This is a genomic window from Bifidobacterium pullorum DSM 20433, from assembly GCF_000771405.1.
Lineage (GTDB): Bacteria > Actinomycetota > Actinomycetes > Actinomycetales > Bifidobacteriaceae > Bifidobacterium > Bifidobacterium pullorum.
In genome coordinates this window covers 41,149-66,425 of record NZ_JDUI01000008.1, presented here as the reverse complement: position 1 = coordinate 66,425, position 25,277 = coordinate 41,149, and the positions used below count along the sequence as shown (strand labels likewise).

Annotated in this window: 17 protein-coding genes; 10 read left to right on the top strand and 7 right to left on the bottom strand. The window is 57.7% G+C overall.

The window, feature by feature from the left end:
- Window positions 1-232: 232 nt before the first annotated feature.
- The gene (locus tag OU11_RS04785; RefSeq protein WP_033514819.1) at window positions 233-820 is read right to left on the bottom strand and encodes a TetR/AcrR family transcriptional regulator; all 588 of its coding nucleotides are present in this window, start codon (window positions 818-820) and stop codon (window positions 233-235) included.
- Between the two features lie 360 nt (window positions 821-1,180).
- Here OU11_RS04785 and OU11_RS04780 point away from each other — a divergent pair, with 360 nt between their 5' ends.
- From OU11_RS04780 to OU11_RS04745, 8 genes are all read left to right on the top strand, one after another.
- The gene (locus OU11_RS04780; protein ID WP_033514817.1) at window positions 1,181-3,421 is read left to right on the top strand and encodes an exo-alpha-(1->6)-L-arabinopyranosidase; all 2,241 of its coding nucleotides are present in this window, start codon (window positions 1,181-1,183) and stop codon (window positions 3,419-3,421) included.
- A 543-nt stretch (window positions 3,422-3,964) separates the two neighbouring features.
- Window positions 3,965-7,294 (top strand): mupirocin-resistant isoleucine--tRNA ligase, encoded by a 3,330-nt coding sequence (gene ileS / locus OU11_RS04775; RefSeq protein WP_033514815.1) that lies wholly within the window; start codon window positions 3,965-3,967, stop codon window positions 7,292-7,294.
- Window positions 7,295-7,396: 102 nt separating this feature from the next.
- Window positions 7,397-9,670, top strand: coding sequence for an elongation factor G (locus OU11_RS04770; RefSeq protein ID WP_033514813.1), 2,274 nt, complete (start codon window positions 7,397-7,399; stop codon window positions 9,668-9,670).
- Window positions 9,671-10,116: 446 nt separating this feature from the next.
- The gene (locus tag OU11_RS04765; protein WP_052122646.1) at window positions 10,117-11,679 is read left to right on the top strand and encodes a DNA cytosine methyltransferase; all 1,563 of its coding nucleotides are present in this window, start codon (window positions 10,117-10,119) and stop codon (window positions 11,677-11,679) included.
- A 92-nt stretch (window positions 11,680-11,771) separates the two neighbouring features.
- Entirely contained in the window at window positions 11,772-13,223 is a 1,452-nt protein-coding gene (locus OU11_RS04760; RefSeq protein ID WP_033514811.1) for an ATP-binding protein, read from the top strand.
- Window positions 13,220-16,006, top strand: coding sequence for a Z1 domain-containing protein (locus tag OU11_RS04755; protein ID WP_052122644.1), 2,787 nt, complete (start codon window positions 13,220-13,222; stop codon window positions 16,004-16,006). The genes OU11_RS04760 and OU11_RS04755 overlap by 4 nt, the downstream gene beginning before the upstream one ends.
- Window positions 15,984-16,979: a PD-(D/E)XK motif protein gene (locus OU11_RS08955; protein WP_161782760.1), complete on the top strand. Its 996-nt coding sequence runs from the start codon at window positions 15,984-15,986 to the stop codon at window positions 16,977-16,979. Before OU11_RS04755 ends, OU11_RS08955 begins: the two co-directional genes overlap by 23 nt.
- A complete protein-coding gene (locus tag OU11_RS04745; protein ID WP_033514807.1) occupies window positions 16,972-19,074 on the top strand; it encodes an AIPR family protein in 2,103 nt (700 codons plus the stop codon). The genes OU11_RS08955 and OU11_RS04745 overlap by 8 nt, the downstream gene beginning before the upstream one ends.
- 75 nt (window positions 19,075-19,149) lie before the next feature.
- On the opposite strand, the gene OU11_RS09165 is transcribed toward OU11_RS04745, so the two are convergent.
- From OU11_RS09165 to OU11_RS08650, 5 genes are all read right to left on the bottom strand, one after another.
- Window positions 19,150-20,079, bottom strand: a complete 930-nt coding sequence (locus tag OU11_RS09165) for a hypothetical protein (protein WP_152597070.1) — start codon at window positions 20,077-20,079, stop codon at window positions 19,150-19,152.
- Between the two features lie 192 nt (window positions 20,080-20,271).
- Window positions 20,272-20,520 (bottom strand): hypothetical protein, encoded by a 249-nt coding sequence (locus OU11_RS04740; protein ID WP_033514804.1) that lies wholly within the window; start codon window positions 20,518-20,520, stop codon window positions 20,272-20,274.
- Between the two features lie 203 nt (window positions 20,521-20,723).
- Entirely contained in the window at window positions 20,724-20,972 is a 249-nt protein-coding gene (locus tag OU11_RS04735; protein WP_033514802.1) for a DUF2442 domain-containing protein, read from the bottom strand.
- Window positions 20,973-21,018: 46 nt separating this feature from the next.
- Window positions 21,019-21,288 carry a hypothetical protein gene (locus OU11_RS04730; RefSeq protein WP_033514800.1) on the bottom strand — a complete coding sequence of 90 codons (270 nt, stop codon included), beginning with the start codon at window positions 21,286-21,288 and terminating at the stop codon, window positions 21,019-21,021.
- A 542-nt stretch (window positions 21,289-21,830) separates the two neighbouring features.
- Window positions 21,831-22,427: a GNAT family N-acetyltransferase gene (locus OU11_RS08650; protein WP_161782759.1), complete on the bottom strand. Its 597-nt coding sequence runs from the start codon at window positions 22,425-22,427 to the stop codon at window positions 21,831-21,833.
- A gap of 187 nt (window positions 22,428-22,614) precedes the next feature.
- Here OU11_RS08650 and OU11_RS04715 point away from each other — a divergent pair, with 187 nt between their 5' ends.
- Complete coding sequence (locus OU11_RS04715) at window positions 22,615-23,559, top strand: metallophosphoesterase (RefSeq protein ID WP_033514798.1); 945 nt, start codon at window positions 22,615-22,617, stop codon at window positions 23,557-23,559.
- Window positions 23,560-23,676: 117 nt separating this feature from the next.
- Window positions 23,677-24,387 carry a metallophosphoesterase family protein gene (locus tag OU11_RS04710; RefSeq protein WP_052122640.1) on the top strand — a complete coding sequence of 237 codons (711 nt, stop codon included), beginning with the start codon at window positions 23,677-23,679 and terminating at the stop codon, window positions 24,385-24,387.
- Here OU11_RS04710 and OU11_RS04705 read toward each other — a convergent pair.
- Window positions 24,365-25,270: an ADP-ribosylglycohydrolase family protein gene (locus OU11_RS04705; RefSeq protein ID WP_033514970.1), complete on the bottom strand. Its 906-nt coding sequence runs from the start codon at window positions 25,268-25,270 to the stop codon at window positions 24,365-24,367. The two genes, OU11_RS04710 and OU11_RS04705, sit on opposite strands and share 23 nt — an antisense overlap.
- Window positions 25,271-25,277: the final 7 nt, after the last annotated feature.

The window sequence follows — 25,277 nt, the reverse complement described above, 5'->3', positions numbered from 1 at the left end:
AATGCCGCTCTGTCTTTTGCATCGACACGCCCGGCCTATACGGACTCTGACACATCGTGACTCTGATGCATCGCAAGAATCGTTGAAATATCAACGATTGTAAACTTGGGTCACGGTCACAAAGTGTCACGGTCCGCAGAAGCCGGGCGCGTCGGCGACGGCGTGAGCTTCAACGGCATCGCCGCGCGCCACGTCACGGTCCGTGCGGGCCGGGCGTGTCGGCGGGGCGGGGTCAGTCGATCGGGCCCCAGATCGTTTCGGGGAACAATATCGGCTCAATCTCGCGCCACATCGCCATCAGGTCGCGGCCGGGCTGGCGCAGCCATTTGATCTGGATGCCGTCCATCGCCATCATCGCCGCGTTGAGCGTGGCGTGGACGTCCACGCCTTCGGGAATCCGCCAGCAGGGGTTGTCCGCCAGATGCTCCAGCAGCCGCTCCCTGTCCTGGAAGTACTGGCGCGCCGGGTGGTCCGGGTTGAGGGTTTCGGTGTTGAGCATCGTGAACAGCCGGACCAGATGCGGGCGCTCGGCGTTCTGGGCCACGATGTCGCGCAGGTATCCGGGCAACGACACCGTTCCGACGGGCTGGTCGTTGCCGTCCGCGCCGAGCTTGGCCATGGCGTCGGCGTCGTACACGTCGCGCATGACCAGGGTCAGCAGGTTGTCCTTGCTGCCGACGTAGTGCAGCAGTCCTGCCTTGGTCAGGCCCACCGCGTCGGCGAGCGACTGCAGCGACGTGGCGTAGTATCCGGACCGTCCGAACAGTTCAGCCGCGGTGCGTTCGATCTGGCTCAACCGTTCCGGGTCGCGGTGTGGCATGGCATCTCCTTCGTCGTGTCGGTCGGCGGTGTGGCGGATGTCGCACGACGGGACGATGTCGATGCGATGTAGGGGTTGCGCATCGCCGGGTGCCGCGTATATGGGTGCGGTCGCGTGTCGCGTCGGGGTGCGGCGCGGCGTCGATTCGACCGTGCCGCGTCGTCAATGTCTACCGACCGAATGGTTCGATATCGGTGACATTACCATGCGGCGGCTGTGGTTGCGAGCGGTGTGGTCTGATGGTACACTGATACCTACCGACCGGTAGGTAATTCGAGCGAAGAGTCGCCGCCGGCCGCGGTAATCGAAGAGGATGCTGCACACGACGATATGTCGGACCGAACCAGAAGGAGCGAACCCATGAGCGACTATCCCTCCGTAAACGACCTGACCCTTGAGGAGAAGGCCGCGCTGACCAGCGGCACCAACCCGTGGAGCCTGGGCAGCGTGTCGGCCAAGGGCCTGCCGAACTACACCATCACCGACGGTCCGCACGGCCTGCGCAAGGCCCGGAACACCGAATCGATGGATGTGGAGGAGAACGTACCCGCCACCTGCTTCCCGCCGGCGGCCGGCATGGCCTGCTCGTGGAACCCGGAACTCGTCGAACGCGTCGGCGAGGCGATGGGTGAGGAATGCATCCAGGAACAGGTGGCCGTCATCCTCGGGCCGGGCGTCAACATCAAGCGCAACCCGCTCGGCGGCCGCTGCTTCGAATACTGGAGCGAGGACCCGTATCTGGCGGGCCACACCGCCGTCGGCATCGTCAAGGGCGTGCAGTCCAAGGGCGTGGGCACCTCGCTGAAGCACTTCGCCGCCAACAACCAGGAGACCGACCGTCTGCGCATCAGCGCCACGATCTCCCCGCGCGCCCTGCGCGAGATCTATCTGCCGGCCTTCGAGTACATCGTCAAAACCGCCCAACCGTGGACCGTCATGTGCTCATATAACAAGATCAACGGCGTGTTCTCCTCGCAGAACCGCTGGCTGCTCACCGACGTGCTGCGCGGCGAATGGGGCTTCAAGGGCATCGTCATGTCCGACTGGGGCGCGGTCAGCGACCGTGTGGCCGCACTCAACGCCGGTCTGAACCTGGAGATGCCGCCGAGCAACACCGACAACCAGATCGTGGCCGCCGCCAAGGACGGGCGCATCCCCGCCACCCAGCTGGACGAGATGGCCCAGGGCATGATCGACCTGGTCGCCAAGGCCCGCCCCGCCATGAGCCAGGACGGCTACCGGTACGACGTGGACGCCCACAACGAGGTCGCCCGCCAGGCCGCCGTCGAATCGATGGTGCTGCTCAAGAACGAGGACGCCATCCTCCCGGTCGCCAAGAACGCCAAGATCGCCGTCATCGGCGAATTCGCCCGCACCCCGCGCTACCAGGGCGCCGGCTCATCGCTCATCAACCCGACCAAACTCACCAGCTTCCTCGACGCGCTCGAGGAACGCGGAATCGCAGCCGACTTCGCCCCCGGCTTCACACTGGACGACGAGGCGCAGGATCCGGCGTTGACCGAGCAGGCCGTGACGGCCGCCAAGAACGCCGACGTCGTACTGCTGTTCCTCGGCCTGCCCGCCGCCTACGAGTCCGAAGGCTTCGACCGCACCACGCTGGACATCCCCGCCAAGCAGGTCGAGGTGCTTGATGCCGTGGCCGCCGCGAACCCGAACGTGGCGGTCGTGCTGTCGAACGGTTCCGTGGTCTCGCTGCCGTGGCAGGGCCGCGCCAAGGCGATCCTGGAGACCTGGCTGCTGGGCCAGGCCGGCGGTGCGGCGCTCGCCGACGTGGTCTTCGGTGACGAAACCCCGTCCGGCAAACTCGCGCAGACCATCATCGACAACGTCGAGGATGATCCGTCCGCCATGAACTGGCCGGGCGAGGAAGGCCACGTGGATTACGGCGAGGGCGTGTTCGTCGGATACCGGTACTACGACACGTTCCGCAAGCCGGTCACCTATCCGTTCGGCTACGGCCTGTCCTACGCCACGTTCGACGTGCATGACGTGACCGTGTCCAAGACCGGTCCGCGCGCCGCCGAAGTGACCGTGACCGTGACCAACACCGCCGATGTGGCCGGTGCCGAAACCGTGCAGGTCTACGTGGCCCCGCCGAAGGCCAAGGTCGCCCGGCCGGTGCACGAGCTCAAGGGATTCGCCAAGGTTGCGCTCGAACCCGGCGAGTCGAAGAGCGTCACCGTCGTGCTGGACGATCGCGCCTTCGCCTACTGGTCGGAGCGGTTCGACGACTGGCGCGTGGAAGGCGGCACCTACACGGTCGAGGTCGGCGTGTCCTCGCGCGACATCGTCTCGCGGCTCGACATCGAGATCGACGATGACGGCAAGGTCATGAATCTCGACGAATGGTCGACCTTCGGCGAATGGCTCGACGATCCGATCGGCGCGCCGATTCTGCAGCACGTGCTCGACGACATGGCCAAGGAGGCCGGCCACCCGGTCATCCCGGACAGTGCGCTGATGGTCATGTTCCTGCGCAGCATGCCGCTCAACTCGCTCGGCGTGATCCTGGGCGAAACCGGGCGCCAGCTGGCCCGCAACCTGGCTGAGTCCTACCGCAAGGTCACCGCTCGGCGCTGAACTTCGGACTCTGATGCATCGTGACCGTGATGCATCGTGACTTTGATACATCGTGACTTTGATACATCGTGACCGTGATCTCAGTTGCGAATCGTTGAAATTCCAACGATTCTCGCAAAGGATCACGGTCACGATGTGTCAGAGTCCGGAGAGTTCGGGAGTGTTGGGCGGAATGAGGGTGATACGGCGGCGGGGCCGTCCCCACCTCGGTGCTACAATGGGCGACGTTCACGGCGATAATCCGTTATCAGCGGGGAGCCATCGGAAGAACGGCGGCGGGCCCACACCGGCCCGAAGCCCAGTAGAACCGACGGGACCGGCCCGACACAGCCGGACACAAGCGGTCGCATCGTGGTCGCGCGGGATGGGTCCCGCGGCATCCGACATGCGGCAAGCGAGGTGGTACCGCGGTGGTGATCGCGGATACCGGTGACTTGGCCGGGTGGGGCATCAATCCCAAACCGGACAGCAGTCCCGGACCCAATCGCCGTCGTCCTCGTGGCAGAAGAAGTAACGGAACAGACCTGCACGAGGAGAGACACGGTGAGCGAGACCACCCATTCCCATGTGTATCCCAAGGCGGCAGCCGGCGAGCAGAGCGCGAACGTCGCGCCGAACCCGAGCTTCCCGCAGCTGGAGACCGATGTCCTTAACTATTGGGACGAAGACGACACCTTCCAGAAGTCCATCGACCGCAACCCCTCCGGCGACCACAGCCAGAACGAGTTCGTGTTCTTCGACGGCCCGCCGTTCGCCAACGGCCTGCCGCACTACGGCCACCTGCTCACCGGCTACGCCAAGGACGTGATCCCGCGCTACCAGACCATGAAGGGCCGCAAGGTCAACCGCGTGTTCGGCTGGGACACGCACGGCCTGCCCGCCGAGCTTGAGGCGCAGAAGGAACTGGGCATCGAATCGGTGGACCAGATCGAGCAGATGGGCATCGCCAAGTTCAACGACGCCTGCCGCGCCTCCGTGCTCAAGTACACGAACGAATGGCAGGACTACGTGCACCGTCAGGCCCGCTGGGTCGACTTCGAGCACGGGTACAAGACCCTGAACATCCCGTACATGGAATCGGTGATGTGGGCGTTCAAGCAGCTGTATGACAAGGGCCTGGCCTATCAGGGCTACCGCGTGCTGCCGTACTGTCCGAAGGACCAGACGCCGCTGAGCGCGCACGAGCTGCGCATGGATGCCGACGTGTACCAGGACCGTCAGGACACCACCGTGTCCGTGGCCGTCAAGCTGAAGGACGAGGACGACGCCTACGCCGTGTTCTGGACCACCACGCCGTGGACCGTGCCCACGAACTTCGCGATCGTGGTCGGCGCGGACATCGACTATGTGGAGGTCAAGCCGGTCGAAGGCAAGTTCGCCGGCAAGAAGTTCTACTTCGCCAAGGCCCTGCTCGGCTCCTACGCCAAGGAACTCGGCGAGGACTACGAGGTGGTGCGCGAACTCAAGGGCGCCGACATGGTCGGCTGGCGCTACTGGCCGGTCTTCCCGTACTTCGCGGGCGAGGACGCGCTCGCCGAGGGCGGCACCCCGGGCCCCAACGCCTACCAGATCTTCACCGCCGACTACGTGGACACCACCGAAGGCACCGGCCTGGTGCATCAGGCCCCCTACGGCGAGGACGATATGAACACGCTCAACGCCCACGGCATCACGTCCGTGGACGTGCTCGACGCGGGCTGCAAGTTCACGTCGCTGTGCCCCGAATACGAGGGCATGTTCGTGTTCGACGCCAACCTGCCGATCCTGCGCAACCTGCGTGCCGGTGATGGCCCGCTGGCCGCCGTGCCGGAGGAGCACCGCGCCATCCTGTTCCAGGAGAAGAGCTACGTGCACTCCTACCCGCACTGCTGGCGCTGCGCGACCCCGCTGATCTACAAGCCGGTCTCCAGCTGGTTCGTGTCCGTCACCAAGATCAAGGACCGTCTGCTTGAACTCAACCAGCAGATCAACTGGATCCCGGACAACGTCAAGGACGGCCAGTTCGGCAAGTGGCTGGCCAACGCCCGCGACTGGTCGATCTCCCGCAACCGTTTCTGGGGCTCTCCGATCCCGGTGTGGGTCTCCGACGACCCGAAGTACCCGCGCGTGGATGTCTACGGCTCGCTCGAGGAGCTCAAGGCCGACTTCGGCGACTACCCGCGCGACGACAAGGGCGAGGTCAACCTGCACCGCCCGTGGATCGACAACCTGACCCGCCCGAACCCGGACGACCCGACCGGCAAGTCCACGATGCACCGCATCACCGACGTGCTCGACTGCTGGTTCGAATCCGGTTCGATGCCTTTCGCGCAGTTCCACTATCCGTTCGAGAACAAGGAGTTCTTCGAGCAGCACTTCCCGTGCGACTACATCGTGGAGTACATCGGCCAGACCCGCGGCTGGTTCTACACGCTGCACATCATGGCCACCGCGCTGTTCGACAAGCCGGCGTACAAGAACGTGATCTGCCACGGCATCGTGCTCGGCTCCGACGGGCAGAAGATGTCGAAGCACCTGCGCAACTACCCGGATGTCAACGGCGTGTTCGACCAGTACGGCTCCGACGCGATGCGCTGGTTCCTCATGTCCTCGCCGATCCTGCGCGGCGGCAACCTGATCGTGACCGCCGACGGCATCCGCGACACGGTGCGCCAGGTCATGCTGCCGGTGTGGAGCTCGTACTACTTCTTCACGCTGTATGCGAACGCCGCGAACGGCGGCGCCGGCTATGACGCGCGACTGCTGCGCGCCGACGAGGTGGCCGCGCTCCCGGAGATGGACCGCTACCTGCTGGCCCGCACCCGCCGCCTGGTGGAGTCCGCGACCAAGTCGCTCGACGAGTTCGCGATCTCCGACGCCTGCGACGCGGTGACCGACTACATCGACCTGCTGACCAACTGGTACATCCGCAACACCCGCGACCGGTTCTGGAACGAGGACGAGAACGCGTTCAACACGCTGTACACCGCGTTGGAGACGTTCATGCGCGTGCTTGCCCCGCTCGCCCCGATGGAGGCCGACGCCGTGTGGCGCGGCCTGACCGGCGGCGAGTCCGTGCACCTGGCCGACTGGCCGGCGCTGACGGACGCCGCGACCGGTGAGGCGACCGAACTGGGCCTCGTGCTGGCCGACGATCCGGCGCTGGTCGAGGCGATGGAGAAGGTGCGCGAGGTGGTGTCCGCCGCGCTCTCGCTGCGCAAGGCGGAGCAGATTCGCGTGCGCCAGCCGCTGGCCCGCATGACCGTGGTCACCGAGAACCCGGACGCGGTGCGCACCTACGAGGACATCCTGAAGTCCGAGCTCAATATCAAGACCGTGGAGCTGTGCACGCTGGACGAGGCTTCCGAGCATGGCTTGCGCATCATCAACGAGCTGCGCGTCAACGCCCGCGTGGCCGGCAAGCGTCTGCGCAAGGACGTCCAGTTCGCCATCAAGGCATCCAAGTCCGGTGCCTGGCATGTGGACGCCGCCGGCGTGCCGGTGGTGGAGACCCCGTCCGGCGAGATTGCGCTGGAGGAGGGCGAGTACGAGCTGATCAACCGTGTGGAGGAGGCGAACCCGTCCGACACCGACAGCATCGTGTCCGCGGCGCTGCCGACCGGCGGCTTCGTGATCCTCGACACCACGCTGGACGACGACCTGATCGCCGAAGGCTACGCCCGCGACGCGATCCGCTCCGTGCAGGACGCCCGCAAGGAGGCCGGACTCGACATCGCCGACCGCATCGTGCTCAAGCTTACGGTGCCGGCCGCCGACGCCCCGAAGGCCGAACAGTTCCGCGACCTGATCGCCGGTGAGACCCTGGCCACCACGCTCGAGATCACGGCCAGCGACACCGCCGCCGACCTCGGCATCGAGGTTGCCAAGGCCTGAACCACAGGCCGGCTACCGAACGCAAAACAACAACACGGAAAGTCCCCGAACCAATCGGGGACTTTCCCCATATGTCGGTGACGAGGGATCGGAGCGGATGTCATGACGCATATTGTGGCGGGAATCCTGGCGCATGTGGATGCCGGCAAGACCACGCTGTCCGAAGCATTGCTCTACCGTTCCGGAGGCATTCGCAAACTTGGGCGGGTGGACCACGGCGACGCCTTCCTCGACACCGAATCGCTGGAGAAACAACGCGGCATCACCATCCATGCCCACCAGGCATCCGTGCGCTGCGGCAATCTGGACCTCACGCTGCTCGACACCCCCGGCCACGTGGACTTCGCCGCCGAAACCGAACGGGTGCTGCGCGTACTCGACTACGCGATTCTCGTGGTTTCAGGCACCGACGGCGTGCAAGGCCACACCGAAACCCTGTGGCGACTGCTCGCCCGATATCAGGTGCCCACCTTCATCTTCGTCAACAAGATGGATGCCGCCGGCGCGGACAAATCCGCGGCGCTCGCCGATTTGCGCCGTCGCCTGTCCGACGCCGTCTATGAACTGCCGATGGTTGCTCCGGATTCCGGTATCTCCGGCTCCGTGCCGCTCATCGAAGCTGCCCAATGGCGGCAGGCGGAGGATGCCGAGAACGTCGCCACACTCGACGAATCGGCGATGGACGAGTACCTGGAAACCGGCGGCATCACCTTGGCGCGGCTGCGGACCATGATCGCCGAACGCAAGCTGTTCCCGGTGTTCTTCGGCTCCGCCCTGAAAGTCGACGGCGTCGACGAATTCATGGCCGGATTGGAGGCCTACGTGCGCGAACCGCAATGGCCCGCGGAATTCGGCGCGCGCATCTACAAGATCTCCCATGACGCCCAACACAATCGCTTGACTTGGCTCAAGGTCACCGGCGGCGCTCTCAAGGCTAAGGCCCTGCTCGCTGACGCTGACGGCACGTGGCAGGAGAAGGCCGACCAGGTCCGCGTCTACAACGGCGCCAAATTCGACATCGCCACCGACATTCCCGCCGGAAGCGTCTGTGCAGTTACCGGTCTGACCCGCACCTTCCCCGGTGAGGGACTCGGCATCGAACCCGACGCGGAATCGCCCACCATCCAACCGGTACTCACCTACACGGTGCTGCCGCCCGACACCGATCTGGATGCGCTCGCCGAACGTGCCGCTGCGGCGCGCACGGCAGTGTCGACGTCGACGGAGCAGGGCGAGGAATCGGACGACGAGCAATCGAAGAACGTTGAATCCGAAGCGGATTCCGCCGCACCGCCGATGCCGAGCTTCGACGATCTGACCCTGCACAAGGTCATCACCGCGCTGCGTGAACTGGAGGATGAGGATCCGCTGTTGCACGTGGTCTGGCAGGAGCGGCTGCGCGAGGTGCACGTGCAGCTGATGGGTGCCGTGCAGCTGGAAATCATCCAACAGGAACTGCACGACCGGTTCGGCTTGGATGTGGTGTTTGGTCCGGGCGGCATCCTGTACCGGGAGACCATCACGACACCGATCGAGGGTGTGGGCCATTTCGAACCGTTGCGGCATTACGCTGAGGCGCACATCCGGCTGGAGCCGGGCGAGCCGGACAGCGGTGTGCGGATCGCGACCGCGGTGAGTGAGAACGTGCTGGACCGCAACTGGCAGCGGCTGATCATGACGCATCTGGGGGAGCGTGAGCACTTGGGCGTACTGATCGGCGCGCCGCTGACCGATGTCAAACTGACGCTGGTGGGTGGCCGCGCGCACCTGAAGCATACGGAAGGCGGCGATTTCCGCCAGGCCACATACCGGGCGATTCGGCAGGGGCTGATGGAGCTGCGCGTGGGCGTGGAAGGCCGGCCGTCGGCGGCGGAAGGGCAGACCGATGCCGCGTTTGTGAAGGAGGCGATGGACAAGGGGCGCGGGTATTGCCGTGTGCTGGAGCCGTGGTACCGGTTCCGATTGGAGGTGCCGCAGGATATGGTCGGCCGGGCGATGTCCGATATTCAGCGCATGGCCGGCACGTTTGAGATGGGTGACGATACGGGCGCTGGATTCGGCTCTGGCACGGCTGCGTCAGCAGGTTCCGCGATGGATACCGATTACGCCGTGCTGACGGGGGAATGCCCGGTCTCGGAGATGCGTGACTACGCGATGGACGTGAACGCGTACACGCACGGTCGCGGGCGATTGAGCTGCACATTCGCCGGCTATCGCCCGTGCCATGACGAGGAGCGCGTGGTACGCGAGGCGCACTACGATCCGGAAGCGGATTTGGACAATACCCCCGATTCCGTGTTCTGTGCCCATGGCGCCGGCTACCCGGTCAAATGGTATAAAGTGCCCGAGTTCGCGCATGTGGAGTATGCTGACTAAGCAGCCGGGAGATCTCACGTGACCAGCTTTCAAGCTTGGCATATACGTCGAGGGGTTATCTTCCGGTTTGCTTCTTGGGAAAGCATTCAAATGTGGAGTATGTCTCAGCCGATCTGGTTGTGCGTTTGTCGTTGTGCGACGATAGGGGGCTGCAGCAGACAGGGGGACCGCGTCCTGCACAACATCGCACTGGTGTGTATGCGTCACTATCAGCCCACCCGCGGCTACGTCGCCATGAAACTCCTTCGCGTCTAGTCAAGGCTTACAACCAAATCATTGGCGAATACGAAAGCGATCCCGGTCTGCATATCGAATACAACGGCTAGTGCGGCGCTCGTTTAGCGCGTTATGCGGACACAGGCCACAAAATACTTGAAAGTATTGTCGCCTTTCCTGGTGTTTTCCAGGCTAAACGCTATCCTGGATACACTAGGAAAGGTGACGATGTGCGCAAGAGGGTTCCCATTATTGATCTGTTCGCAGGCCCCGGAGGGCTCGGGGAAGGATTCTCTTCCCTGACCGACTCCACCGGCGAACGTATCTTTCAGATTCTTATGTCCGTAGAAATGGAATCTTCGGCTCATAAAACGCTTCGACTGCGTTCGTTCTTCCGTAAGATCTATGACACCGAAGGCAGAATCCCACGGCAGTACATAGATTACATGGAAAATCCAACAGCAACTCAACTTTCCAAGCTGCAAAACGCATTTCCAGACCAATGGGCTGAAGCAGATCATGAGGCAGTCCAAGCCACTTTGGTGGAAGGTGATGATGCCTTAGTCCAAGAGGCACTCAAACGTCTAGAAGGTTATAGCGGCCCAAAAGTTATCATTGGCGGCCCTCCGTGCCAAGCATATTCCCTAGTAGGACGGTCAAGGCGCTCGCATGAAAAAGAAAAGCTCCAAGCCGACGACAAACAAACTCTCTACAAGTGCTATCTCCAGTTCTTGAACGCTATCCAACCTGACGTGTTTGTGATGGAGAATGTTAAAGGCATTCTTTCAGCGCAGCTGCATAATCAGGGTGTGCTTGGCATGATTCGTGCCGATATTGAGGAAGCTGGATATACGATTCATTCCCTAGTGGTTGCCAATCCGCAAAAACCCTCAGACTATGTAGTTAAGGCGGAACGGTATGGAATTCCACAAGCCAGGCACCGCGTCATTCTTCTTGGAATTCGCAATGACCTAGATGTGGACCCAGCCCAACTTAAGAGACACCCCGAGGAAACCGTTCGAGAAGCCTTGGCAGGCATCCCCTTATTGCGCAGTGATTTCTCGCGACGCAGCAAAGAGGAAGTGCACAGTTCTTGGGCTGACTACATATTGAAAGCCGCTCATCATATCTCGGAGCATTACCCGGATACAGAGCTAGCTGAAGAGCTCTCTGAAATCAGGTTTGGCGACCTTCCGGCTTTCACGTCCGACGACCATGTGCGACGCTCTGATATCTTCACATCTCTTGCCGGCTGGTATCGAGAACGACTAAATGACGTTAATAGCAACGTGCTTACCAATCATTCCGCACGGTCCCATATGGCAAAGGACCTCGATCGTTACCTGTTCTGTGCCGCTTTCGCCCAAGTACACGGGCAACCAGCCAAACTCAAGGATTTCCCTACATACCTGTTGCCAGCACATAAGAACGTCGCCGATTCCAAAGACCTTAAAGCCGTGGAGTTCGCTGACCGTTTCCGAGTTCAGATGTACGACCGCCCTTCCACAACTGTCACGTCGCACATTTCCAAGGATGGCCACTACTTTATCCATCCCGACTTCCGGCAGTGCCGCAGCCTAACGGTACGTGAAGCTGCACGTCTACAGACTTTTCCTGATGACTACTTCTTCGAGGGGAACCGTACGGCCCAGTATCAGCAAGTCGGCAACGCCGTGCCGCCTCTACTCGCTAACCAGATTGCAAAGGTCGTAGCCCAGTGTCTACATATCCCCGCAGACGACTACTTTGACCAATTGCAGCATGCATGGAGGGAAGTGCGCATCCGCCCTTGACAGACACAGCAATATGGGCAGAAATCCGCCAGTCAGAACCATTTCCACTATATACTGGGAAAACCCAGACATGGGGAAGGAACTACGGTGAAGTGACTAATGAAATCGAGCTGACTCCTGAGCCTGGCATTCTGATTGAGAGTCTCCGCGACATCGGATACTCCTTCGACAGCGCGCTTGCTGACATCATTGACAACTCCATCACTGCTCATGCACGGGAGATATCTGTCTTTGCGCTGCCAATAGAAGATTCCTTCAAAGTTGCCATCATTGACGACGGCGATGGTTTGAATCGCTCGGACCTTCTACAAGCCATGCGCTTGGGCAGCACCAATCCAAGAGACGAACGCGCAATCGGCGATCTGGGACGCTTCGGACTAGGACTGAAAACTGCTTCATTTTCACAATGCCGTAGATTAACCGTCGCATCGCGGCAACATGGCAAGACAGTTGCTTTCACTTGGGATCTCGACACCGTTGTTCGAGAAAACTCATGGTCTGTTCTAGAGAGAGCCGACTTCGAACGCATATTTACATTCGACGAGCTGCCTCCCACCGGAACGCTGGTTCTTTGGGAAAAGGTCGATCGATTAACTGGAGACAATGGTTCCGGAAAAGTGGACTATGCACGCATAGTCAGCGAAGCTCAGGACCATTTATCCTTGGTCTTCCATAGGTTCCTCTCTGGGGAAAAAGGTATCCAGAAAGTCAAAATATCCGTCAATGGACGTTCTCTTGACCCCATTGACCCGTTTAATATCGCCAATGATGCCACTCAGGCATCTCCGGAAGAAATAGTGTGCCCAGGCGTTGCGTTACGTTCATTCACGCTTCCACATATTTCGACTTACGAAGACAAGCGCGAATATGACCGCTACGGTCTGCCAGGCGGCTACTTGCGCAACCAAGGTGTATACCTTTACAGGGCTAAGCGCCTTATCATTTTTGGCACATGGTTTGGGTTGGCCAAGAAAACGGCTCTCACACAGCTGACCCGCGTAAAAATCGACATTGGCACCGATCAGGATGAAGTCTGGAAAATCGACGTTAAGAAGGTTTCTGCGCAAATGCCTGAAACCGTTCGTCGCCGAGTAAAGTCTCTAATCCAGACAATAGGCGCGCCTTCCCGTAAGGTGTACAGGCGCAGGGGGGCGCGTCTGACCAGCCCCACTGTCTATCCTGTTTGGAACCGAACCGAAAATGGCGAGAAAACCACTTACAGCATCAACACCGAGCATCCCGTCCTGAAAAATTTCAGAGAGGGCCTTGACGAGGAGAATCAGAAGCAATTTGACTCGCTCATCGCTCTCATCGGAGCCATGCTGCCGACGGAGGCATTGTTCTACGACATGTCCAATAACGCCGAAAGCATTTCGGCAACTGCATTGGAATCGGAAGATTTCTCTAGGAACGCGCGTACATTCTTCGCTGCGCTCAAACAGTTCAAGAACGACGAAGAATCTTTGGATACAATGCGAACCATTGAGCCGTATCAGACCCGATGGAACGAGACGCTGGCCGCACTAGGAATCGAGGAACAATGAGCAACATCAAACTCATGGCTGAGTGGATTTACGAGTACGCCGAACGCGATCTCGATAAGAAGCGTGATTCAGGGGCTAATGCAGTCACCGAAAGCGTTGTTGAGCAATGTTTTCTTACATGGCTCAAAATGGCCGAAATGTATCCTGATTTCTCATCTATGCAGCTGGAAGATCCATCTGCCTTTATCAATAAGTTGATCCGTGACTATAAAACAAAAGAAGATTTTCTGAAACCAGTTGGTTTCCGTTACCAAGACGATGAAGTCAAACCTTGGGTGAACCAAGTGAAACCAGATATCGACTGGTTTTATTGGAACCGTTATAGCGAATATCTTCGCAATAAGAAGCACTGGTCCAGAGACACCATTCGTTCTATGGACAAGGACACCGACAATATTCTTGATGGCATCTCCAACCCAAAAACAGATGAACCGTTTGATCGCCGTGGACTTGTAGTAGCATCAGTGCAATCCGGTAAAACAGCCAATTACATTGGCCTCATTTCGAAGGCCGCTGACGCTGGATACAAAATCATCGTCGTCATGGCAGGTATCTACAACGTACTTCGCAACCAAACTCAAGAGCGCATTGAGGACGGTTTCGTAGGCTATGATCTCGTCAGCAAAAAAAATGTCGGAGTAGGCATCGGTCATCAACGTCACCCTCTCCTCGGAACTTCCAGAATTCGTGACTTTAATAAGGCCACGGAAGATGTTATGCGCGGAGTAATGTCCGGTCATGTTCAAGAACCACTTGTATTCGTCATCAAGAAAAACGCTAATTCCTTGCGTGAAATATCCATATGGCTTGAGGACAATTGTAAAGATGATGGCCCATTGCTGCTCATCGATGATGAAGCCGACAACGCTTCTATTAATGTCAAGTATGACAAAGGAGATATTTCTAAAATCAACGGCCAGATTCGCAAGATTCTAGGGCTATTCAGCCAGAGCGCATACATAGGTTACACCGCAACGCCATTTGCGAACGTCCTAATTGATTCCCAAAGCACCGACGAAGAAGCTGGCGATGATATCTTCCCTCGAAGCTTCATCTACACATTGGAACAATCAACTGCATACTTCGGTGCCGAAAAGGTATTCGGAGATATCGACGACCCGAACCCTAAATTCGTGCGTTGGATCCTAGACGATGATGAGTGTCAAGGAATTAAACGCCGCAGCGGTGACGTCTTGGAGGAACTGCCCGAAAGCTTGGAACAAGCCATCGATACTTTCATCATAGCTTGTGCAATTCGCGTGTTATCAGGCGACGAAGACGAGCATATGACCATGATGATAAACATGTCCCCATTTAAAACGGTGCAACACTCCATCTACTATCTCGTCGAAGACTACGTTGACATACTTCGCAGCTCTATCAATTCTTATGCTGCGTTACCGAGTGACATAGCGCTCAATTCATCTGCTAAATTGCGTGAGTTACACCAAATATGGGAGCATGAATACTCAGATCTGCAATACACGTGGAACGACGTACTCAGCGTTCTGCAAGAAACCATCCGACCCATTACCTTGGCAGAGATTAACTCTCAATCCAAAGATGCATTGGATTATACGAAGTCCCCTCAACGCATAATCGCCATCGGCGGATATCGATTGTCCCGAGGATTAACACTTGAGGGCCTGCTGGTATCGTATTATGCGCGTAATGCCCGAGCCTATGATTCCTTGATGCAGATGGCGCGCTGGTTCGGCTACCGCTTTAACTATGAAGATCTCTGTCGCATTTGGATGACTGAACAATCGGCAAGGTGGTATGCATATGTGGCAAACGCAACTTCAGAGCTGACCGATGAAGTACGAGCCATGTGCACCGCACATTCAACTCCGCGCGAGTACGGTCTTAGGATTAAAAGCAGTCCTGATACATTGATGATCACAGCTCGAAACAAAATGGGAGCTGGAACAGAGGTTAAACCTGCAAAAGTCAAGCTGGATGGCGCATTCATTGAGACAACCGCTTTTGACCGAGATCCTGCGAAGCTGCGCTACAACGACGAACTATCACAAGAATTTCTAGAGAAACTACAGGTGCAGCATTGCATTCCCGATAAGGACTATTCAAAAGCCAACGGGAAGCCAGCAGGCAAACTAGTGCGTCACGTACCCAGCACCTTAATCCGCGATTACATCAGCCGCTACCGCAATTCAGATGAATCACCGAAGTCTAACAGCGAATACCTGCTCAGGCATATCAATCTGCTTGATGACTATGGGCATGACGATTGGGATGTGTTCATCACTTCAGGCAATCCAGCGGAAACAACAGCCAGTTTTACTGCCTTTGGTAATAGCACAATACGCGAGCGCCGAGCACCTGGACGCGGAACGAACAAGGCAATTTTCTACTTGTCTCAAATGCGTCTTTCCAGCCGAGGAGTAGAGAAAGCTCCTCTAGATGAGCAGCAAATCACTCAGGCAGAGACACGTTTCAGAGACAAGAATCCCAATAAGAAAAATGTGTCCGACATCTACTACCGGCAGGTGCCAGGCCGCAAACCATTGCTGATCATTCATCCTGTAGCACTTCAGTTCAAAAACGCGGAAACCTTCGAAAAATGGCTTAAGCCTGAAAACGGCGGGAATAGATCCATTTGGCCCTCTGCAGACCATATCGAGGAAACCGTTGGCTGGAGCATCAGTTTCCCTGAGATTGGCATCAAAGAAGAAGTCACCTATGTCTATAACGATGTGATGCTACATCAAATTGGACATGATATTGAGATTGAAGAGAACGATGACGATGATCCAGACCTCTGATTTCAACCCGTGGGAAGGTATACGCAGCACATCATCACATGCGTATTTTGCGAGCAGACGTGTTGATGAATCGCTTAATCCACAGCAGCGAGACTTGCACTGGTCTCTCGATGAAATGGGTAGTCCAGCGTTGCTTATCGGATACGACGCCAATGAGCAGTATATCAATCCCATGCCTCGTTTCAAGGGCATTGCATCTGGCGAAGACTGCGGCCGGCATCTCATGGTTATAGCCTTGAAAGATCCGGCCATGAGCGAGGCCTTTCTCAAGGTATGCCTTGACATTATCAAGGTACTGCAAACCGCGCCAGTCAATCAGCAACGCCATGCCACCATACTTCGGCTAGAGCGCTGGGCCTATTTCTTTCAAGGTAAGAGGTTAGGACTAACCGAAGAAGAACAAAAGGGATTAATCGCCGAACTCCTGTGCTTTCAGCGTATCGCTTTAAGATCACTAACTCCCAAAGCGGCATTGCAAAGCTGGACCGGCCCGCAGCAAGCCGTACATGATTTCTCATTCGGACAGACAGCAATAGAAGTGAAATCAAATAGAGGAGCCGGAACACCAACTATAACCATTAACTCTGCAACGCAGCTAAGCGTAAACGATAACGAAAGGCTTTTCCTGTACGTTGTCGAAGTAAACCAAGAACCTTCTCGGGCCGAAGGACATTCGCTGAACGATTATGTCCGACAAACCCGCGCATTACTTGATTCTCCTTTGGATGCACTTGAATTTGACCTTAAACTCTCGCAAATCGGCTTTGAAGAGACAGACAACTACTCAGGAACAGCATGGAGCATCGGAGCAATCCGACAGTTCATCGTCCCTGAGAATTTCCCGCATATCGATGAAAGTTCTCTTGATCCAGCAATTTCCAGCGTCACCTACAAAGTGAACCTGAACCATTGCGGTACATTCGAGATAAGCGAAGATGCACTGTTGAAGATCGTGGGAGGCGGCAATGCCTGATACAACCGAGCTGGAAGAATTCTCGGAAGATTTTTTCCAAGATATCATCAACGAGTCTGAAAATGGCGGCTGGAAGGAAGACATCTTCTTCGACAAATTCGCCGACTTCCTTATCGATGCCGGAGAGTTCGACGAAGCGGTACGTTCCAGCTATCAGCCTGCTAATGGACAGATGCGTGTAGACGGATACTGTGGAGATCCTCTCGAAAGCCGCTCAACCGGGGATCCTGACGAACCATTAACGTTGGGGCTTATCATTCTCGACTTTCACCAAGGCGGAGATCTCGAGACGCTAGGTACCCGCGATATGAACGCCACTTTTAACCGTCTCATGCGTTACCTTCACAGTGCTCTTAAACCTGAGTGGCGTCGATCACTGGAGATTTCCGACCCAGGCTTTGGTCTTGCGGACTTGATCGCCACACGCTGGAGCCGAATCACTAAAATACGTCTCTACCTGTTGACCAACAAAGTGCTCAGCAGCCGAATCGATGGCAAAACAGCCGGGGACTTCGAAGGTCGTTCCGTCGTATATAGCGTTTGGGACATCAACCGTCTTCTCACGCTCAATAAAGCAGCAACAGGCCAGGAGCCCTTGCACGTGCATTTTGATGAAAAGCCGCTGCATCCGCTACGTGCGTTGCTGGCAAGCGCAAGAGATGCAGAGAATCCTGTGTACTTGGCTGCTGTGCCAGGTACAGATCTAGCTCGTATCTACGACCGATGGGGAGCAAGACTACTCGAACAAAACGTACGAGTCTTTTTGCAAGCCCGCAGCAATGTCAACAAGGGCATCAAACGAACGCTTGAAAGCGAACCTGAACTTTTCTTCTCATTCAATAATGGGCTGACTGCCACTGCTGAGCATATTGAGACCGAGATGACGTCGGATGGCCTTAACATTCTCTCTCTGGACAATTTGCAGATCGTTAATGGCGGACAAACCACAGCATCCGTATATGCTGCTTACCGAGCCGGCAAAGACCTTAGCAAAGTCTTTGTCCAAATGAAGCTCAGCATCGTTAATCCAAAGAAAGCCGAGGACCTTGTCCCCCGCATTTCCGAGTACGCAAACAGCCAGAACAAAGTTTCGCAAGCGGATCTGTTCGCTAACCATCCGTTCCATGCACGCATGGAGAAATTCTCTAGGCGTATCTTGGCTCCTGCGCAAGAAGGAACCTTCAACCAAACCAAGTGGTTCTACGAACGCGCTAGAGGACAGTACGGCGATGCACAAGCGTATCTGACTCGCGGCGAGAAGAACAAGTTCCTAGCGGAGTTTCCAAAGAATCAGAAATTCGCGAAAACCGATTTGGCCAAATATGCAATGGTTTGGACAGATAAAGCATACTTTGTTAACCGTGGTGCTCAAAAGAACTTTGCAGAATTTGCCAAGGACATCGCACAACGATGGACCGAGAACGATCTCCAATTCAACGAGTACTATTACAAAACGCTGATTGCGCAAAAGATCATTTGGGATGCCACCGAAAAGATCATTCCTCAAATGGAATGGTATGAAGCTGGCGGCTATCGAGCGCAGCATGTTGTGCTCACCATCGGGTTGCTAGCAGAAGCTGCCCGTCAGCTTAAGAAAAAGGTGGATTTCGAGCGTATTTGGAATGCCCAGTCACTCGACGAACCATTCAGAAAAGCTATTCGCCAAGCAGCCGACGCAGTTCACCCGGTACTCATGCACCCAGCTCAGGGCTACCGCAACATCAGCGAATGGGCCAAGCAACCACGCTGTTGGGAAGCAGTGAAAGCATTGCATGTTGTTTGGGACCAAGATTGGCTGTCTAAGCTAATCTCCCCGCGGGAAGAGTGGTCGCGCAATCGAAGCAGCTCGCGAGATCAACGTGAAACAAACGGCATCGAATACACGGCAGCAGTTGTAAACGCTGGCCCAAAGTTCTGGAAAGACGTAGCTCAGTGGCTTCTTGACGAAGACGAGGGCGATGAAAAAGAACGAGGATGCGTAAGCGTTGCAGCCGCGATGCCGACAAAGATTCCATCCGATAAGCAAAGTGCTGTCATTGTCCACCTAATGCAGCGTCTGGCGAAAGCTGGCTGCCCCTACCGACTGAAAATCTAGGTAATGACGCCGGGGAGGGGCGTCCTCCCCGGTCCCTCCCGCATTACTCCAGAGGATTAGGCAGATTTCTCCATGCTATTTTCCACAGGGGTACTGAGACCATTGCTCACTAATTTCCTTTTGTAAACAAGCCCTATATTGTTCTTCGGACATACGGAAATTAGGGAAGAACTCTGCATAGTTCAATAACCTAAATACTGGAGGCTGAGCAAAGCGTGCTTCCAATTGAGCTCGTGATCCAAAAGAAGATATCGTTGAGCCAGAGTCAACTTTATCTTGTGAATACTCAGCTTCAGAGAAAGAATCAAGACAAGCTACTAAATATCTAATAATGACATATAGAAAAGAACTGCCTTCGAGCTGTATATGGTTGCTTTGAAAAAGAGACTCCACACATTGCTCGTTACTTTGAATGATGTTACCTTCTTCATCAAAGTAATATATATCCCTCAGTTCATTAGGTACATTGTCTTTCTCTTTTGCGATAAATAACATCTCATTCTGCCAAGGCTGATGTTTTTGCTGTGGCTTAAACCGTAAAACTAATCGTCGCCATCTGCGTACTGGATCGGATGCACCACTCTTGTCCAGAGAAATAAAATTATAGTAGCGATCTTTCTTGGCAAAGTCTGTTAAGAATTTTAGAACATCTTCTAAAAACTCATTGTCTTCGGGGGTGGCCACATTAACTACATGCCCCGATTCTTCCATTACTGAGCCTACTTGCCAATACAGTTTCGATAAATCATGTCCCCAATTGGACAGCTTTCCGTTAGTTAAAAATTGCCCTGTATTCACATATGCTTCTGAGTCAATAATAAGTTTGCAAAGTCTCTCAAAAGCAATCGTAATATTAAAGAAAGCGGTGTTATATCGCTCTTGACTTCGGAAATCCGCTTTCCTCAAATAGATGAAGCCGAGATTCAGCATCTTCTCTACAAGCCCTGTTTCACGATGTAATGCAATCCACTTCGGGTCATAGTCATTAAAATGCGATACCAGCACGTCTTCTATTATATGGGCTCAATGTTCTCGTGGACCGGGGAGACTCGTTTCAGCCTGTTGCGACACGCCAGAGAGGGGGTTGCGGACGTTTGCTTGGAGATGGTCACGCGCAGTGCCTGGCTGTATTCCTCACGCCGTGATGATTGTGCGCTGTACCCGTTGGACAGATCAGCGACGTCTATCTGGAATGAGCTAGTAGAGGACGCCGGGATCGGGGTTATCCTGCAAGTCGATTCTTGGCAATGGCACGCCGGTCGACAGCGCGTTGACGGCCTTCTCGTGGAAGCCGGGATCAGCTTCGATGCCTCCGTAAAGGAAGCTCACCGGATAGTACGTGGGTTCGAACGGGTAACATTCGCCGAATGTCTCTTTGTAAGCTTCGGCGAGTTCGTCGTTGCTCATCGTTTCCAGTTCTTCCGCGGTGCGAGGATTCTTCGTCATTGCGGTGTCTCCTGCCCATCATGCCAACCAGCTTCACGGATTGCTGGAATGCGCTATCCATTATCTGCCGCGCATGACTGTTCACAAGCCGAACGGCCGTCGTTTTGTTGAACATCTCGCGTTTTGGCCCGAGCTTGTGCTCGGTTTCGGCCTGTTCCTGTGTCCTATGGCCTCGGGCGGGCGACGCCATCAAACCGTCTCGGTCAGCAGGACACCATATCGGAACGCACGCGCTCCGGCGCGATATCAATATCACCCGGCCACGTCGGCGCACCGAAAATCAGACGCACGACATTGAACACACTCGTATCCTTCAACCGTTTGAACATGCCACGCTCCAAATACCGGGACATGTCGAAAACCCCTGACACGCCATCCGAACACTTGACCCTAAGCCGATACCCCGGCAAAGGCTCGCACTCGGTAACCCGGATCAGATAATCGATCGCCATCTCAAGACCTCACTTCAACGGTTCTATGGGATAAGGCTGCTCGCCTTCATGAGTAATCGGTGTTTATCCGACGGTCGAGCATGGGGCTGTATTCTTCCTTGTCTTGGTCTTCGAGCATGTCGTACGCTTCGAGCAGCGTATCGAGTGGAACGCTCGTATCGTGTGAGAGGATATCGGCTATGAGCCAGCTGAGCGCATAGTACGGCTCATCGGATAGGCCAGAGTCCAACAGTTCAAGTCCATCCGGTTCGATGCTCCCATCGCAGTATGGCCTTAGCCGTCCGTATGCGGTTTTGCATTGCGTATCCGTTGCCATATTCGTTCCTGTCTTCGTCCTTCGTTAGATGCGCCGTGTGGACTGTCCATCTGCTTTGGGTAATCTACGTTTCTGGATCCATACCATGCTCTGACGATCATATCTCCGATGGCCTTGAGTCGATACTCAAGATTCCCGTCTTGCGTCGCGATGACAAGGTCAGGTGAAGCTATCTTCCTTGACCGCTCGTTATGTCTTGTCTTTGTTCCAGTCAACGGGGTTTGAACTGCAACCTGTTCTCATGCTGTTAGGATGACCGTATGTCCACTGAAGGTTTTTCTTCTGCTCCAGTCAAGCTGATACCAGTTACTGACCCAGAACGACTTGAGGAAATATACAGAAAAACCGGCCTGTATCCCCTTCCGGCGGCTGAACGAGAATGGGTAAGCCGAGAGGGTAAAAGCGTCTCAAAGCCGGCATTCCCTGCAGCACGGATTCGCTTCGCGCCGAATACGCGCGTTACGTCGCCTCCAAGCGCCGACAACGGGTTCGGAGGGAGGACCCTCGGAAAAGGGGGAACCCTCGGAAAACTGACTGTCGCGTCAGTTATCGGCACTATTCCTTTGCCGGCATGCCACCTCCTTCACCGCCCACATGTCCATTGCCGAATGCTCTCCACCGATCAGCGGCCCGTCCAGAAACTCGAATCCCATCGCCCGGTATAATCCGCAGGCCGCCTTCAGCGAGCTATGCGTCTCCAAGTAGCACCGCCGGTAATGCTCGCCCGCAAACGCCAGCGCCTTCTCCAGCAATCGCCGCCCCAACCCGAGTCCGCGCCGATCGGCCGCAACATACAGTTTCTGCAACTCGCATGTATCCTTCGACCCCGGCCACGCCGCAATGCCAACCCCGCCGACGACAATGCCGTCCGTACTGAGGCCGTATACGTTGCGATCATTCGTGCCATGGCCGGAGGCATCGCAACCATCCGCCCCGGAACCGCAGCCGATGCCGCCACCGGCATCACCGGAGCCGCAACCGTCATCATCGACAAGCCGCTCAACCATAACCCAATACGCCCCAGGCCGTTCCAATCCCGCGTAATATTCCGCCAGCCGGTCCAACTGTGGGTCGCAGTACGCGGTGCCCGGCCGGTCCAGTCCCGCATCCTCCAGGCTCCGGCGGATCAGCGCGGCCATCGCCGCATCATCGGCGGGCGTAATCGGACGAATTGTATACGCAGCAGTCATATCGCCATTATCCGCCGTCGGCGAGATGCCGGTGTCTCGTAGCTTGTGCGGGAACCCCGGCGGGACGTGAACCCGCAAAGTCGATGCCATGTTTCGGAGGTTGCCCGTCGTTCCGCGGAGCGTGTACCGTGGAATCATGTCGACCGATCAGCACGCCACTCCCGAATCGCCTCGCCCCGCCGACCTCTGGCGCAAAGGCTTGGGCCAAAGCGGCTCCCGCGCCGACCGCATCCTGTTCTGCGGCGACATCCATGACAAAGGCAAACGCCTGTGCCCGCTGGTCGAACGCACGGCCGACCGCGTGGACGCCGGCACCATCGTGCTGTTGGGCGACCTGCTCAACGAGTGGGGCATCTCGTCCGCCGGCGAGATTGCCGCGTTCGAATACCTGGCCGCATGGGTGGAGTCCCAGCGCAAGTCCCGCAGTGTGGTGGTGCTGCTCGGCAATCACGACCTGACCTACTACGTGGATTCCGGAACGCCGAATTTCCGCGCGTTCGCCGGCACCTGTCCCGGCTTCAACCCTGCCGCGTACCCGGACGTGCATTATCTGCTGCGCATGATGAAACCCCGGCTCATGTTCGGCTTCACCGACGCCGCCGGCACCGGCGTGCTCGCCTCGCACGCCGGTCTGACCCACGGCTGGTACGAGTGGATGTGGGAGCGGCTGGCTGCTGCGGATGAGCCGCGTCCGCAATCGCCGTCCGCCGAGATGATCGCCGATCAGATTGACGCGTTCGCCGCCGGTCATATCGGCGGTGGCATCCGCCCGTTCGGGGTGATGGTGGGTCGGGCGCGCGGCGGCTGGGACACCGCCGCGCCCTCGCCCTGCTGGGCCGACCGGACGGAACTGGCGGCCGATCCGCTGCCGGGATTCCGACAGGTCGTCGGTCATACGCCGGTGCCGACCGTCCTGTTCCAGCGGAGCGCGGCCGGTGCATGCGCCGGCAATCCCGTCGACTTGTGGTTCTGCGATACGCATTCGCTGACGCGCGGCGGTGTGTCGATCGGCGACGGGTCGATGCTGCTGGTCGACCGTGCGGCCGGCGGCGCGTGGCGTGTGCCCATCGCCGACGAATGATCGCCGTCTGACGTTTCCGGACGATCGATTCCAGGCGATCGATTCCGGCCGACTGCCGGCGGTGCGGCTTCGCGCCGAATCGGGTAGGCTTCTGCTGTAGGAAGAGAGGAGCCGACGATGGCGATGTATTTCACGACCGACACCCATTTCGGGCATCCGTTGGTGTCGGCACTGCGCGGGTTCGTCACAATCCCCGACATCAAGGCCGGCTACGACCGCATCGTCGCGGAACAGGGGCGCGCCGAGGCGACCCGGTATGTCAAGCGGACCGCCACTGACCGGAATCTGCGCATGCGGGACATCGCCGATACCGACGCGCATGATGCGGCGGTCGTCGCCTCGATCAACGCCACGCTGACGCCGGACGACGAGCTGTGGATCATGGGCGACGTCGGCTACCGCACCTCGATGGAGCACATCCGCCACTGCCTGCACGCCATCCACGCCAAGCGTCTGCACTTGGTCATCGGCAACCATGACGTGAACTTCCATCACCGGGAGTTGGACGGCGCATGGCATCACGCCTTCGCCACCATCCAGGACAGCGCAACCGTCGCCATCGACGGCGTCGCATACCATCTCAGCCATTTCCCGTACCGGGAGGATATGGACGGCTACCGCGACCCGACCGGCGACGTGTCCGACAACGCCTACGATCCCGGATACGCGCCCGACGCGCTGCCCCGGGACGGGCGTCGTCTGCTGTTCGGACATACGCACCAGCACACCAAGGCCGGACGGTCGGCGGATTCGCTGCACGTCGGATTGGACTCGTGGGATCTGCGGCCGGTGAGCGAGACGCAGGTCACGCAGTGGTTTGCGGCGTGAAGAGCACAGTTTCGATGATCTCCTTGCCGCGCAGCGTCTCCATCCATCGCGCCGGAATCGCGTCGGTTCCGTAGGCGATGCCGGCCAGGGCCCCCGCCACGGCCGCCGTCGTGTCGGTGTCGGCGCCCAGGTTCACGGCCTTGCGCACGCAGTCCGCGTACGTTTCGGTCGTCAGCAGGCACCAGACCGCCGCCCGGAGCGTGTCGAGCACGTATCCGCCCGAATTGATGCCGTCCTCGGAGGTCAGGCTCAGCAGCCTGCCGACCGTGGAGGCGCCGGGGGAGAGCGCGGAGGCGTGTTCTCCCGCCAGGCTTGCGATCACATCCTCATGCAGTGTCGCGCAGTCCGCATCGATCGCCCGATGCACGGCCTCGCTCGGCGTCGCCCCATCGGCCAGCAGCCGCGCGATGTGCACGAACAGCACGCAGGCGTCGCAGGAAACCGGATGCGCATGCGTGATCGCGCTGACCTCGCGGATCTCGTCGTCGCCGGCGGCGGTGAACGCCAACGGCACCGTACGCATCAGCGACCCGTTGCCGTTGTCCCATTCGTCGGCCAGGCCATGCCCCTGCGTCAACGCCACGCGCGTGGTGTTGCCCACGTCGAACGTGCCGCCCACCGTGTAATCGCCGTGACGGTACCACCGTACGAAGCGCTCGCGGATGTCGTCGCAGTCGATGCGGCCGGTCATGCGGATGCTGTCGCAAATCGCCAGCATCATGCTCGTATCATCCGACCAGGTGCCGGCCGGTTGGTCATGCGTGCCGAATCCGGTCATGCCGGTGCAGTCGAAGGATCCGCGCGCACGGAACTCGTACGGCACGCCGAGCGCATCGCCCACCGCCTGCCCATACACCGCGTCGTGAAGCGTGGCCTTGGTCATCATCGCC

Bases quoted from the DNA above. Each gene is read 5' to 3' on its own strand.
- OU11_RS04770 (WP_033514813.1), top strand. From the start codon at position 7,397: ATGACGCATATTGTGGCGGGAATCCTGGCGCATGTGGATGCCGGCAAG.
- OU11_RS04740 (WP_033514804.1), bottom strand. From the start codon at position 20,520: ATGACGAAGAATCCTCGCACCGCGGAAGAACTGGAAACGATGAGCAAC.
- OU11_RS04785 (WP_033514819.1), bottom strand. From the start codon at position 820: ATGCCACACCGCGACCCGGAACGGTTGAGCCAGATCGAACGCACCGCG.
- OU11_RS04705 (WP_033514970.1), bottom strand. From the start codon at position 25,270: ATGACCAAGGCCACGCTTCACGACGCGGTGTATGGGCAGGCGGTGGGC.
- OU11_RS04745 (WP_033514807.1), top strand. From the start codon at position 16,972: ATGCCTGATACAACCGAGCTGGAAGAATTCTCGGAAGATTTTTTCCAA.
- OU11_RS08650 (WP_161782759.1), bottom strand. From the start codon at position 22,427: ATGGCCGCGCTGATCCGCCGGAGCCTGGAGGATGCGGGACTGGACCGG.
- OU11_RS04755 (WP_052122644.1), top strand. From the start codon at position 13,220: ATGAGCAACATCAAACTCATGGCTGAGTGGATTTACGAGTACGCCGAA.
- OU11_RS04780 (WP_033514817.1), top strand. From the start codon at position 1,181: ATGAGCGACTATCCCTCCGTAAACGACCTGACCCTTGAGGAGAAGGCC.
- OU11_RS04715 (WP_033514798.1), top strand. From the start codon at position 22,615: ATGTCGACCGATCAGCACGCCACTCCCGAATCGCCTCGCCCCGCCGAC.
- OU11_RS08955 (WP_161782760.1), top strand. From the start codon at position 15,984: ATGACGATGATCCAGACCTCTGATTTCAACCCGTGGGAAGGTATACGC.
- OU11_RS04730 (WP_033514800.1), bottom strand. From the start codon at position 21,288: ATGGCAACGGATACGCAATGCAAAACCGCATACGGACGGCTAAGGCCA.
- OU11_RS04710 (WP_052122640.1), top strand. From the start codon at position 23,677: ATGGCGATGTATTTCACGACCGACACCCATTTCGGGCATCCGTTGGTG.
- OU11_RS04735 (WP_033514802.1), bottom strand. From the start codon at position 20,972: ATGGCGATCGATTATCTGATCCGGGTTACCGAGTGCGAGCCTTTGCCG.